Annotated in this window: 11 protein-coding genes and 1 pseudogene; 6 read left to right on the forward strand and 6 right to left on the reverse strand. The window is 71.0% G+C overall.

Going from position 1 to position 12,912, the window contains the following annotated elements:
* Nucleotides 1-113: 113 nt before the first annotated feature.
* Nucleotides 114-920, reverse strand: coding sequence for a hypothetical protein (locus ACFYUZ_RS32150; protein WP_389315197.1), 807 nt, complete (start codon nucleotides 918-920; stop codon nucleotides 114-116).
* A 438-nt stretch (nucleotides 921-1,358) separates the two neighbouring features.
* Here ACFYUZ_RS32150 and ACFYUZ_RS32155 point away from each other — a divergent pair, with 438 nt between their 5' ends.
* Both ACFYUZ_RS32155 and ACFYUZ_RS32160 read left to right on the forward strand, forming a co-directional pair.
* Entirely contained in the window at nucleotides 1,359-2,039 is a 681-nt protein-coding gene (locus tag ACFYUZ_RS32155; protein ID WP_389315199.1) for an SMI1/KNR4 family protein, read from the forward strand.
* A gap of 419 nt (nucleotides 2,040-2,458) precedes the next feature.
* Nucleotides 2,459-2,683: a hypothetical protein gene (locus ACFYUZ_RS32160; protein ID WP_389315201.1), complete on the forward strand. Its 225-nt coding sequence runs from the start codon at nucleotides 2,459-2,461 to the stop codon at nucleotides 2,681-2,683.
* Nucleotides 2,684-2,698: 15 nt separating this feature from the next.
* Here the strand turns inward: ACFYUZ_RS32160 and ACFYUZ_RS32165 are convergent, their stop codons facing one another.
* Both ACFYUZ_RS32165 and ACFYUZ_RS32170 read right to left on the reverse strand, forming a co-directional pair.
* Nucleotides 2,699-2,824, reverse strand: coding sequence for a hypothetical protein (locus ACFYUZ_RS32165; protein WP_389315203.1), 126 nt, complete (start codon nucleotides 2,822-2,824; stop codon nucleotides 2,699-2,701).
* Nucleotides 2,825-3,029: 205 nt separating this feature from the next.
* The gene (locus tag ACFYUZ_RS32170) at nucleotides 3,030-4,127 is read right to left on the reverse strand and encodes a DUF1152 domain-containing protein (protein ID WP_389315205.1); all 1,098 of its coding nucleotides are present in this window, start codon (nucleotides 4,125-4,127) and stop codon (nucleotides 3,030-3,032) included.
* 246 nt (nucleotides 4,128-4,373) lie between these two features.
* Here ACFYUZ_RS32170 and ACFYUZ_RS32175 point away from each other — a divergent pair, with 246 nt between their 5' ends.
* The gene (locus ACFYUZ_RS32175) at nucleotides 4,374-5,768 is read left to right on the forward strand and encodes an STM4012 family radical SAM protein (protein WP_389315207.1); all 1,395 of its coding nucleotides are present in this window, start codon (nucleotides 4,374-4,376) and stop codon (nucleotides 5,766-5,768) included.
* Nucleotides 5,769-5,779: 11 nt separating this feature from the next.
* Here the strand turns inward: ACFYUZ_RS32175 and ACFYUZ_RS32180 are convergent, their stop codons facing one another.
* Nucleotides 5,780-6,679, reverse strand: a complete 900-nt coding sequence (locus tag ACFYUZ_RS32180; protein ID WP_389315209.1) for a DMT family transporter — start codon at nucleotides 6,677-6,679, stop codon at nucleotides 5,780-5,782.
* Between the two features lie 168 nt (nucleotides 6,680-6,847).
* On the opposite strand from ACFYUZ_RS32180, the pseudogene ACFYUZ_RS32185 reads away from it, so the two are divergent.
* Nucleotides 6,848-7,389, forward strand: a pseudogene (locus ACFYUZ_RS32185) (IS5 family transposase); the annotation flags it as partial.
* A gap of 44 nt (nucleotides 7,390-7,433) precedes the next feature.
* Nucleotides 7,434-7,637, forward strand: a complete 204-nt coding sequence (locus ACFYUZ_RS32190) for a hypothetical protein (RefSeq protein WP_389315210.1) — start codon at nucleotides 7,434-7,436, stop codon at nucleotides 7,635-7,637.
* A gap of 288 nt (nucleotides 7,638-7,925) precedes the next feature.
* Here ACFYUZ_RS32190 and ACFYUZ_RS32195 read toward each other — a convergent pair whose 3' ends face one another.
* Nucleotides 7,926-8,252, reverse strand: a complete 327-nt coding sequence (locus tag ACFYUZ_RS32195) for a glutaredoxin family protein (RefSeq protein ID WP_389315212.1) — start codon at nucleotides 8,250-8,252, stop codon at nucleotides 7,926-7,928.
* A 424-nt stretch (nucleotides 8,253-8,676) separates the two neighbouring features.
* On the opposite strand from ACFYUZ_RS32195, the gene ACFYUZ_RS32200 reads away from it, so the two are divergent.
* Nucleotides 8,677-10,653 (forward strand): SpoIIE family protein phosphatase, encoded by a 1,977-nt coding sequence (locus ACFYUZ_RS32200; protein WP_389315213.1) that lies wholly within the window; start codon nucleotides 8,677-8,679, stop codon nucleotides 10,651-10,653.
* A gap of 770 nt (nucleotides 10,654-11,423) precedes the next feature.
* Here ACFYUZ_RS32200 and ACFYUZ_RS32205 read toward each other — a convergent pair.
* Entirely contained in the window at nucleotides 11,424-11,783 is a 360-nt protein-coding gene (locus tag ACFYUZ_RS32205) for a hypothetical protein (protein ID WP_389315215.1), read from the reverse strand.
* Nucleotides 11,784-12,912 lie beyond the last annotated feature (1,129 nt).

A 12,912-nucleotide genomic window follows, 5' to 3' on the forward strand; every position in this document is an offset into this window, starting at 1 on the left:
CTCCCATGCTCCGTTCCGGTCAGCCGGCGACGGAAAGGCGCGGGTCGTACAGCCCCCGACCTCCGAGCCCCCGGCCGAGTTCGGTGGTCAGGGCGACGCCGGCACCGACTTCCTCAGACCCGCCAACGGCTGAATCGGCACAACGCCACGGACCGCCGGAACAACCCACACCCCCGCGCCAGACGTCGTCCTTGACCACCGGGCAAACCGACGACAGCAGGACCTTGCACCAGCGGATGGCACACAAGCGGGACCGCGCGGCGGTCGAACTCGGGATGCACCGCGGTACCGGCTGCGGGGGCGGGGAAGTCGGGGTGTCGGCGGCGCCAGTCCACCACGGCGGCCCGGCCGACACCGGCGATCCTTCCGACTTCCGCCAGGAGTACCCGCTCCTCGTCCTGCGGTACGGGGAGGGCGAGGGTCCGGAGCGGGGAGCAGCGGCCCGGGGCGAGGGTGCGCAGGGCGTGCCAGTCGACGGCCGGCCGGACGGTGGGCAGGAGGGCGATGTCCTCGGCGGAGTACAGGGGGATGGTGGTGATGCCGCCGTGGTGCTTGTAGTCGATGTCCACGGTGCCGGTGAGGGTGATCCAGCCCAGGCGGACGATCTGGTCGAAGTCGACGCGGCGCACCCCGAGGCGGCGGGCGGCCTGGTCGGGGACGTGGCGGTCGAGGAGGGCGGGCAGGTCCCGGCGGCGGGCGCGGACGGCGACCTTGGTCTGGGTGACGTCGGGGTAGGCGGGTTCGCCGCCGAGGTAGGTCAGCAGGCCGGAGCGGACGAGGTGGCCGACCGCTGAGAGGGGCACGGGCGGGCGGAAGCGCCGGGGCTCCCCCAGTGCCTCGGTGAGCCGGTCCGCCACCCAGGAGGCTCCGGCCGGTCCGCGCAGCGCGGCGCGGACGGCCTCCGGGCCGGCGGCCTCCACCGTGATCCGGGACCAGCGGCCGGGCCCGGCGTCGGCCCGCCGCCTCGTACGTCTCGCGCATCACTCACTCCACCCCGGCCAGCGGCGAATGGCGATGGGAAAACGCCGCTGCGACCTGCCGCGCGGCGCCCGGGAGCGCACAAGCAACAGCCCCACCCGGAAAGACCCGGACGGGGCTGTTGCACGGCCATCAGCACGCGGCGGGGGGAAGGCCACGGGCCGCCGGTCGAAGGAGAGGTTCCACGCACTCCACGGCGTCGCCTACCCTCACCCCTCGCGCTCATTCCTGACGGTCCGGCGCCTGTCCAGGACGGTCTTCTTCGGCCCCGCCGTGGCGGCTTCGTCTGGCCCCGAGGAGGAACGGTTCGAACCGGCCGCACCTGACTTCCACGAGGCCCCGTCGATGTCGATGTCGGTGGCGGCACCTATCTTTTGCTCATGGCTGATCAGCAGTGGGCGGGCGTCCGTCAACGGGTTGAGGCTCTGGGGGCATCCCCCGCGAGCGACGAAGTGTTCGGGGCCCGGGGGCACCGATGGGTTCTGGAGCAGCCGCTCAGCCATGCCGAGCTCGCAGAGCTCGAGGCACAGATGAAGGTGACGCTGCCGGAGGAATTCCGGACCTTCCTCCTGCGCGTCGGCGCGGGTGGTGCTGGTCCCGCCCATGGCATGTTCCCGGTGCGACGAGTGCAAGGCCGTTGGAGATGGGAGGGTGACGGCGCGGACATGGCGGACCTCTCCCGGCTTGCCGAGCCGTTTCCCGGGCAGCGCCTGGACCCCGAGATCGTCGACGCGCTCCTTGCTGAACGCCCCGAGGAAGAGGACTTCGACGAGATCGAGGAGTTCGACGACGCCATCGAGGCATGGGACGAACGGTGGGACGCCGTCATGTTCGCCCCCGAGCGCACCGTCGGTGCGATCGTGATCTGCCACCTGGGGTGCGCCCAGCGGGAGTGGCTGATCACCAGCGGCCGCCACCGCGGCACGATCTGGTCGGACTGCCGGGTGGACGACGTCGACCTCGCACCGCTCCTTGGCCGCGACGGAAAGCCGGTGACCTTCGCACAGTGGTACCTCGACTGGCTGCGCCACGCCGAGCACACAGCGCTGGAAGCAATCTGAGCCCCTGATCGCCTGCGCCCCCAAGGCACCGGCGAAACGTCACCCGGACACAGGGGTGGGCCACTCCAGACCGTTCCTCTGCGACACCACCCTGACTCATCACCCACACGGCCCAAAAGTGGGGCCAGCAGGAACCGTTCCAGCGGGGCCAAAACACACCGTCGAGAACAGGGGCTGGCGTCCGTGCCGTCCACCCTGGCTGACGAGCTCGTGCACGGTAGGCGGTAGGACGTCGAGCTCTGGATGGTTGATCATGGCCGGGTGGCAGGGAACGCATCTCCTGCAGTGCTCAATCGACGGCACGGAGATCCGGGTCCGGCGGCCCGCCGCCGGACGCAAGGACCGGGACAGGCGCATCCCCGGCAAGAACCAGCAGAACGCCGTCGAATCCATGGTGATCACGGGGCGGCGAGGGCCGCGTGCTGTGGTGCAGCCCGACCGAGCCCGGAAGCTGCGCGGACATCACCCACGCCCGTCAGTCAGGGCTGGTCAAGCTCCTGGCCGCCGGGCCCGCGGTCGAGATCCTTGCCGATGCCGGCTACCAGGGCCTCGGCGCCCAGACCGGCGGACGCAGGGTGGCGCCACCGCACCACAAGTTCAAGAAGAACGCCCCCGACGGGTACGAGGATATGTACGAGCGATAGCGCAAGGCGCATTCCTCACGCCGCATCCGGGTCGAGCACGACATCGCCCATCTGAAGAACTGGCGTGCACTGACGCGCCGCCTCGGCCGCCGCGAGCACATCAGCGACACCGTTCAGGCCGTCGCCGGCCCGCTCTCCCACCAGCAGACCGCAGAGCCGGACCCGCGACGACAGGGGTGAGCACCGGTCCCACCGAAGTCCTCGACGTCTCACCGCCTGCCGTGCACGAGCTCGTCAGGCCGCCTTGTCGGGATCTCGCGAGGCTTGTCGTACTCCCCGAACGGAGAGGTGTGCCGTGGAGGCGGACCGGGACGCCGAGGCCGTCACCCGCTCGCCGCGGTTCGCTTCAGGCCGTCGTCAGCCGCCACAGCGGTGACGCACGCCGGGCCGGCGACCCCGTGGCCAGGGAACGGTGCAGGGCGTCGGATTCCGCCGGCGTGAGGGCGAGTTCCTCGATGATCCTGCGGGTCGTGACGTAGGCGAGGCCCTCGGCGCGACGGGCGCGCTCGAAGGCGAGGTACCGGCCCAGGACGGCTTCGGGTTCCGCGGGAGGACGCGGGGCGGGCGGAGCCGGGAGGAGGGCGGCGCGCTGTCGCTCCCGGGCTATCTCGGAGAAGCCGCAGACGGCGTGCGACACCTTCTCGGCGGCCTCCAGGCTGGGGCACGAGGCGAGGGCCCGTGCGAGCGGGCTGAGCCGGAGCGCGTCCTCGCCGGTGAGCCGGTGCACGAGGTGCGAGGAGTCGTCCAGGACGACGGGGGCGGGGGCGTCGCGGGTGCCGCAGACGCCTCGGACGCCACGGGCCGCCGCGACGAGCATCGCGCCGGCCTCGGAGGGGTGCCAGTCGAAGACGGGCAGCACGTCGTCGGTGTCCTCGGGCGCGAGGGCGAAGGCCGGGTCACCGAGGCGGGGCGCCAGGACGGCCCGTGGCACCTCGTTGTCCAGGCCGGGCCCGGCGACGTACACGGTGGTCGGGAGGCCCGTCGCGGCGCAGGCGGCCAGGGCCAGCGCGTCGCCGAGTGGGCTGCGCAGCGTCGGTTCGTCACCGCGCGCGACGATGTCGCCGCCCACGTCCACGAGATCGACCCGGTCGGCGCCGCACCAGCGGGCCGCCGCCTCGATCTGCCGGGTGAGGCCGACCGTTCCGTCGTACGGGTCGAGCAGCCCCAGCGCGGGCCGTAACCCGCCGGCCAGCCGGGGCAGCAGCGAACCGGCCGGAGCCCTGGGCGCGGTCCGGGGGGTGACGAGGGCCAGATGGGGCGCGGGGCGGTCGAGGGCGGTGAAGTCCGGGATGCCGCGCGGCCCGGGCACGGGGTCGACGACGAGCCGTTCCCACGCGTAGGTGAGCACCAGAGCCGGAGTGCGCGGGCCGTGCAGGGCGGCGTGCACCATGGCCGCCGTGATGGCGTCGCCGCCGCCTCCCGCGGCGATGAGAAGTCGCTTCATGGCGGACACACAACCCCATGGGCGCCTGCTCCGTCAGGCGTATCGGACGGTCCGGATCGCCCGTCGCCCGTGCCGGGGGCGGCAATTCGGGAGAAAGTGCTCCCTTCGCCAAAAGTGCGGACGAACCTCTAGGGAGAGAAACACATCTTTTGGTGATCACACTACAGATATCACCTCCTCGGCCGCTCTAAGGTGCCGAACTGTCACCCGCCGTGACGACCCCTCAGAAAGCGAGGCACATCGCCCATGGGCAAGTCCGTCATGCTTCCGTCGCCCTCCCTTCCCGCAGCAGCACCCGCCGAGGCTGAAACCCCCTACCAGCAGTACGTCTACGCCTATCCGCACCAGAAGGCCTACCGCCTCCTGGACGAGGGCCCGCTCCTGAGCGACCTGTGGTCCGGAGAACGGCTCGACAACCTCTCCCTCTACGCCCACGTCCCCTTCTGCGAGATGAGATGCGGGTTCTGCAACCTCTTCACCCGCACCGGCGCCCCCGAGGAGATCACCACCGCCTTCCTGGACACCCTCGAACGCCAGGCCCGCGTCACCAGAGAAGCCCTCGACGCCCAGGGCAAGCCGTTACTCTTCACCCTCGCCGCCTTCGGCGGCGGCACCCCGACCTACCTCACGGCCGACGAACTCACCCGGCTCTGCGACATCTCCGAGAACATCATGGGCGCCGACCTGCGGGCGGCCTCCTGGTCGGTCGAGACCTCGCCCGCCACCGCCACCGCCGACCGGCTGTCCGTCCTCGCCGAACGCGGCGCCAGCCGGCTGAGCATCGGCGTGCAGAGCTTCCTCGACGACGAAGTCCGCGCCGCCGTCCGCCCGCAGAAGCGCCAGGAAGTCGAATCCGCCCTCGCCCGCCTGCGCGACGCCCGGTTCCCCATCCTGAACATCGACCTCATCTACGGCATCGACGGCCAGACCGAACGCACCTTCCAGATCTCCCTCGACGCCGCCCTCGCCTGGGAACCCGAGGAGATCTACCTCTACCCCCTCTACGTCCGCCCGCTGACCGGTCTCAGCTCCCGGCACGCCACCAGCCCCGCCGAATGGGACGACCAGCGACTGCGCCTCTACCGCTTCGGCCGCGACCACCTCCTGTCGGCCGGATACGAGCAGACGTCCATGCGGGTCTTCCGACGCCTCGGCAGCGCCGCCACCGAGGACAACGAGGGCAACAGCATCAACGAGTACAACCAACAGGCGGGCATGGTCGGCCTCGGTGTCGGTGCCCGCTCCTTCACCACCGACCTGCACTACACCACCGACTACGCCGTCGCCGTCCCCGAGGTGCGCCGCATCATCGACGACTACATCGCGACCCCGAGCGAGCGCTTCCGCCGCGCCCAGTGGGCCTTCGCCATGAACGACGACGAACGGCGCCGGATGTACGTCCTCCAGCACCTGCTCGAATCGTCCGGACTCGACGTCGTCCGCTACGAGCGCCACTTCGGCACCCGCTTCGAGACCGACTTCGCCGCCCAGCTCGACACCCTCCTGGCCCGCAACTGGGTCCGGGCCGCCGGCACGGTCCTGTTGCTCACCCCGGAGGGCATGGCCCGCGCCGACGCGATCGGCCCGCGGTTCTTCTCCGACCACGTACGCGCGAACATGAGCAGCTACCAGGACCGGTAAGCCGCCCGGCCTCACCGCCCCACCGGCTCGGGCCGAGGCCGCCGGGCCGCCGCCCGCCGCCGCCCCGGCACCGAGACGGCCACCAGTCCGCCCAGCAGCAGCACGCCGCCCACGACGGCGAGCGGCCCCGGCCGCTCGCCGAGCAGCACCACCCCGAGCACGGTGGCCACCAGTGGTTCGGTCAGGCTCAGCGTCCCGACCGTGGCGGCGCTGAGTCGACCCACGCCCCGCGTGAACAGCAGATACCCCAGGGCCGTCGTCCCCAGCGCCAGCCACCCCACCAGCGCCGCCCCGCGCACCGTGAACACACCCTCCGGAGCGACCAGGAGGGACGGCGAGACCACCAGCCCGGCGCACAGCACGCTCACCGGCGCCGCCGCGTCCAGATCGCCCCCTCGCGCACCCAGCTCCTTGGTTGCCGCGATGTAGACGCCGAAGCCGGCACCCGCCGCCATCCCGTACCCCACACCGAGGACGTCCGCCCGTCCCTCGCTGTCGGGCAGCAGCAGCAACCCGATCCCGACGACCGCGCACAGCGTCCCCGCCACCCACCGCCGCGACAGCCGCTCACCGGACAGCAGCAGCCCGCACACCCCGCTGACCACCGGCACGGTCCCGAACGCCGTCGCCGTCGCCAGCGCCGCCCCCGAACGCTCGACCGCCTGCAGGAAGCAGACCTGGAACGCGGCCGTCACCAGCACGCTGACCACGACCCACCGCCGCACGCCCCGCCGCAGCAGCGTGCGCAGCCCGGCCGGCCGCACCATCACCACCGTCAGCAGCAGACCGCCCACCAGCATCCGGGCCGCCCCCAGCGACACCGGATGCGCTCCGCTCCCGGCCCAGATCTGCGCCGGACCCACAGTGCCCCACAACACCGCCGCCACCAGCACCGGCACCACACCGCTCACACCGACCCCCTCCCCAGGCACAGACGGCGTGAACGTACCGGTGCGGACAGCCCTGCGGCCCCTGGCAGAACCCATGAGATCCGGGCGGCTCCACCGGCGGATACGGCGACTTCGCACTGTACGGCCTCGACAATCCCACAGAGCCCTGAGCGGAGCTCCGAACGAAGCCCTGGCGGACTCGGACGCTCCCGAGGCGGGCTGACCAGCAAGATCCACCTCGCCTGCGACGGACGGGGCCGGCCGTTGGCCTTCCTCGTCACCGCCGGAAACCGCAACGACTGCCCCCAGGCCGAGACCGTCATCAGCCTGATCCGCGTCCCCGGACCGGGGCCGGGCAGACCACGGACCCGGCCCGACCACGTAGCCGCGGACAAGGGCTACTCGGCCCGCACCTTCCGGACCCACCTGCACCGGCGCGGCATCAAGGCCACCGTCTCCGAACAGGCGGCATCAAGGCCACCCTCTCCGAACAGGTGGACCAGCTGGCCGGTCGCAGACGGCGCCGGGAACGGCCCTGCGGGTTCGACAAGGCCGCCTACCGGCGCCGCAACGTCGTCGAACGCTGCTTCCACCGCCTCAAGCCATGGCGCGGCCTCGCCACCCGCCACGACAAGCACCCCGACCTCTGCCTCGCCGCCCTCACCCTCGCCGGCACCCTCATCTCCCTCCAGTCCAGTTTCCCGCCCGGCTCTTCCCCTCTCGTTCCCTGAGTTACAAGGAGCCGGAGAAAGGCGAGAGGGTGATCCTGGGGCCGGTGAGTGACTTCCCCACCCGTGAGTGGAGGATCGAGCCGGCTCCGCAGCAGCCGCTGCCGGTACCCTTCTTCATCCGTGTTCCCGACAAGGAGCTCCAGGTGGTGGTGTCGCCGAAGGCGATCTTCCCGCCTGAGCCCGTCCTGGCGCCTTCCGACTTCGACCTCCAGAACGCCTGGGCGTTCCTGCCCGTCACGACGGACTAGCCGCGTGACGTCCGGGTGAGGACACCGTTCCCCATGCATATGGCGTTCAGCGCCGTGGAGCACGCCGATACCGGCTCTTCGCCTGCGGACGCGCGTGGGGTTCTCGACTGCTGGCGGCCCTTTACCGCCGGGCCCAGATGAGGATCGCAGCGAGCTGGAGGGGGAATCTCGGTCTTCAGCGGGCCGCGGCTCCGTGCGGCCGTCGCCCGACCGGACGGCCGGGCCGGGGACCGCAAGCGTGGTCCGGCCCGGCGATGACGGCGCTCGGCGACTACACCGGGCGCGGCTTCACTTCTTCGCCTTCGCCACCGCCTCCTTGATCAGCGGAGGGAGTTCTCCCGTTTCGTACATCTCCCGCACGGTGTCCGGTCCTCCGATCAGCTCACCCGCCACCCACAGCTGCGGGATGTCAGAGCAGTTCGCGTACCCCGGCAGCGCCGCACGGATACCCGGGTGCTGAAGAATGTCCACGTGGGTGAACTTCTCCCCACACGCCATCACCGTCTGCGCCGCCATTGCGGAGGACGTGTCCTGCGCAGCGTTCGGCGACCCCTTCATGTACAGCAGGATCGTGTTCGAGGAGATCTGCTCTTTGATCTGTTCGACTGCATCCACGGCATGCCTCACCCGTCGGTCGAGTACTGCGGAACATCGGCCGGACGCTGCCCGACACCCAGATCCATGCCGGCCTGCCGGGGAGCACTTCCAAGGCCGCCGCCAGGCACGAATCCCAGCACGGCACGCTGCCATACCTCTCCCACCGACGATCGATTCCAGCGACAATCCGCGCCAAAAGATCACCCACCCGCTGCACAGGTTCTCTGTGCCAGTTCATGGCACCGCCTCTCTTACCGAGGGATCCGCCCCACCACCGCGCTGGACGCGGCTGGCGACGCGGCCGCGACCTAACCTCTAGGCAGGTATTTTCCGGGAAAATGACAACATGAGACGCAAAACGGGCTCGTCACGCCGCCTCCGACGCCGGGGCGGCCAAAGAACGGACCGCCGGCCGGTGCTCGATCCGCGGGTGTTCGATGGTGTGGTACCTGCGGCAGCGGTCTTCACCGGGCCCGACAACCGGCTGCTGTACACGAACAACGCGTTCACTCGCCTGTTCGGCTCGCGGCAGGAGGGACTGCCGGCCCGTGAGGCGTTCTTCGACACCGACGCGTACCGCTTCCTGTCCGTGCTGGAGTCGGTAAGGTCCACGGGCCGGGCGCGGCAGGTAGTCGGCAGACGCCGGACCGATCCGGACGCCGGCGAACAGGCACAGCACTTCGTGTACACGTGCACCCCCGTCACCACCGTCGAGGGTCCCGGCGTCCTGGCCCTGGCGATGGACACCACCACCGAGAGCGCCGACGGCCGGCGGTACGAGGCCCTGGTGAAGGCCATCGCGCACATGGTGTGGGTGAAACACGCTGACGGCACGATCGAGGAAACCGTCCCCGGCTGGGAGCAGTTGACCGGGACTTCCCGCCCCTCTGGCCGGCTGGACAGCGTGTATCTGCATGTCCACCCCCGCGATCGGAAAGGGCTGAAGGCCGACTGGGAGGGCGGCGCCACGCCCGACGCCTCAGGCGTCATCCAGAGCGACTACCGGCTGCGGGCCGCCGACGGAACGTTCCGCCACGTGACGACCCGGGCTGTTCCCGTAGACCCAGGGGAGCCGGAAACCGACTGGATCGCCGCCACCGTCGACGTCGAGGACTCCTGGAACAGGCAGCTGCGCGACCGGCTGCTGGTGAAGGTCGCCAGCGCCTCGGGCGAAAGCCTTCCCGAGGCGTTCGCCGAAGTCGTCCAGGTCATCGTGCCCGAACTCGCCGACTACTGCGTGATCCTGCTGCTCTCCTATGACGACTGGCCCCCGCCCGACCATGCCGAGGTCACCGCACGCAGGGTCGCCGCCGCCAGCCGGCCCGGCCTTCCCGCCCCACCGGCGCTGCGCGGTCAGAGCCTGCCGGTCACGGGTGAACTGCGCGATCTCCTCATCCGGCACGTACCCCGCACCTTCCCGCTGGCGCCGGCAGGTCCCGTCCCGCCCGGCCTGGTGCCAGCTGTCACCGAACGGTGGCTGACCGTCGCGAAGGCGACCAGCATGACCTTGATCCCGCTCACCGTCGACGACATCGCCCTCGGCTACGCCGTCACCGTCACCAGCGGCGACACTCCCACCCCTGGTACCAGCGAGGTCTCCCTGCTCAGAGAGGTCCTGCACCAGGCCCAGCGGCCGATCCGCAAGGTCCTCGACCTCCAGCAGGCCCGTCGCATCGCCCTCGGCCTCCAGCGCGCCCACCTCACCGAACCGCCGTCCGTGCCCGGCGCGACTCTGGCCGCTCGCTACCAGCCCGCCGGTTCCGACAGCGAGATCGGCGGCGACTGGTACGACGCCTTCACCCTGCCCGATGACACCCTTGTCCTCGACATCGGCGACGTCGCCGGCCACGACCTGACCGCCGCCACCGCCATGACCCAGATGCGCAGCATGCTCCGCGCTCTCGCCTACGCGGGCGGCCCCGACGCCACCCCCGCCGAGACCCTCGCCCGCCTCGACGAGACGGCCGAGGGACTGGCCACGGCGGCGTTCGCCACCGCTGTCCACGCCACCCTCCACCGCCGTGTCGACGGAACCTGGCGGTTCACCTGGTCCAACGCCGGGCACCCACCTCCCTTGGTCATCCCCGCGAACGGCGATGCCCACCACCTCGATGCGCAGGCCGACCTCCCCCTCTGCGTCCTGCCGGGCCCCGGCCGAACAGACCACACCCACGTCCTGCACCCGGGCGACACCCTGCTGCTCTACACCGACGGCCTGGTCGAGACGCCCTCAAGCTCCCTCGACACCGGGCTGAGCCGGCTCGCCACCGAGGCCACTCTCTGCCGCGACCAGCCCCTGCCCGACCTCCTGCGCGTCCTGCAGGGCCTCTCCGACCAGCGCGACGACACCGCCATGATCGCCCTCCGCATCGCCCCCGCCCCCGCCCCCGCCCCCGCAGGGAACTCTTCACCGGAATGACCGGATACGGAAAGGCGGATGGCCTCGGCGATGATGCGGTGGCGGACGATCTCGTCGACGATCACGTCCGCAGGGTTGCGAGGAGCGCCGAAGCCGCCCGTCGGGGTACTCATGCCCTGTTCGACGAGCTGCGCGGGGCGAGCGCATGGTCCGGTGCGCGGGCGGCGTCTTCGAGAACACCGTCCCCATAGAGGCCGTCATCTCCACCAGGGCGCAGCGGTCCGGCGGGGAGCAGTTCTGGCCTGGTCCGGCTGACTGGTGACGCGAGCATGGGCGAGTCTGGAGAACGGCCGGTCATGGATGCGGGGGCCGCGGCCGTACCGGCTGCCACTGTTGCGGGGCCGGCGAGCGCGATCGGGGTGACGACGAGCGCGCCGTCACCGCGACCAGGCTGATGGCGGCGTCCTGGTCGTCGGCGTACGCCTCGCGGCGCTTGGCATCCCAGGCGCCGGCGCCAGCTGGCAGGGAGCGTCCTTCCAGACGTGCGGTATTCCCGAGCTTCCGCCGTCACTGCGTTGAGTCTGTCCCGGTGTGGGATGGCGTCGTGCGCCGGGCGTGTCAGCACCCTCCGGCATCGCGCCGTTCGTGATCGACGACTTGGACGGTGTCGACTGGGCGTTCTTGGAGCGCGCCTACGGGTTGCCCCGCGCCTGGAAGCGAGCACCGCCGCGTGGCTGAAGAAGCCTACGAGACGTTCTGACCGCACGCCCTGTACCGACAACCTTGCGGCACACGACCGGCTCTGGGTGGCCAGTTGGTTCCGCCGAGCGTCAATGAGGCGCAGACACCGGCTTGAGGGCCACCGACCCGAACCGCAGATGCTCCCGATCGAGACGCCGCCCCAGCGCACCGGCCAGCTCATCGAGGCCCTCAAGCCCCAGTCCGCGGTAGGCACTGACGGGAAGCGAGATCGTCTCGTCAGAGCCCCGGGAACCTTGTGCGACGGCTCGCCGCAGGGCGAAGCCTGCACGCTCCCGCCACTGCTCGGATGTGCCGTTCAGTTCCAGCTGGTACTGGCGCCGGGACAGCAGCACGCTGTCACCGTACGGATCCTTCGGCACGCCCTTCCGTGCGCTGCCGAACAGCGGCGTCCCGCCGCCACCGGCGAAGAGCGATGCGACTACGGCCACGGCGAGACCTACGGGAAGATAGATCCACTGCAGATAGAACTGGCATCGCAGCCCCCAGACTGAACGCGGCGGCAGCGGTCCGTGTTCGATCCTGCCCGATGTCCTCGCGCGCGAGCCCCCGCCCATGAACAGCCCCCGCTTCCCACCCCGACGTACTGCTACCTGCGTAAATCATGCCGTGGATCCGGTAGGTCCGTCACGACACCCCCGTTCGGGGTCCCCGGCCCCGCGGGTCGGCCCGACATCGCCGGCCGGTCCAGGCGCTGTGGAGGATTCGCCGTAAGCGAGTACTTCATCTGCTGACGCGGAAGCGACGAAGGCTGCTGCCGGAGAGGGCACACGCCGGCCTACGTTCATGGACTACTGGGAGCCCCAGGCCTCGGCGAGCGGGACCATGGGGTCGATGTCGAGCTTGCCAGGGTCGGTGACCTCTCGGCCGTCGTAGGGCCTGTTGCGGAAGTGCACGGCGGGACAGTTGAATCCTGTGGGTCGGTGCAGTCACGTGCACGGTGAAGCCGGTGCTGCGTGTAGTTGAAGCGGGCGGTCGTACCGTGGACGATCCGACCGAGGAGGCCCTGGGTGACCTGCGTCTCCGACAGCGTCGGCGGCATCCACCTGCTCTAGAACATCACCGCAGCCCACCCCCGCCGAACCGGCGCGACTCCCGAGCACACCACGTCAGGAGGCAGAGCCCTGAGCAGGGCACTGCCCGTCGGCCGAGTCGATCGCGTTCCCCTCCGCGTCGCCGAGGTGGAAACAGTTGCCGTTGACCCACACCGTGAGCGATTCGGGCCGATGGTCGACCTGGAACGGCTCGTCACCACGCAGAGTCCCGGACCATGATCCATCCGCTGCAGGCGAGTGGGTGACGACGACCCACCTCTGCATCGGGAGAAGCTGGTACGTATCCGCCCAAGGCTCCACGGTCAACTCCAGTGCAGCCTCACCACCGTTGCTGAGCAGCAGCCGCGCTGTTGGGGGGGGGGGGGGGGGGGGGGGGGGGGGGGGGGGGGGGGGGGGGGGGGGGGGGGGGGGGGGGGGGGGGGGGGGGGGGGGGGGGGGGGGGGGCGCGGCCCCGCCCCCCCCCCCCCCCCCCCCCCCCCCCCCCCCCCCCCCCCTCCATGTCGGG

Origin of the sequence: Streptomyces sp. NPDC004266 (assembly GCF_042874095.1) — a bacterium.
Classification (GTDB): domain Bacteria; phylum Actinomycetota; class Actinomycetes; order Streptomycetales; family Streptomycetaceae; genus Streptomyces.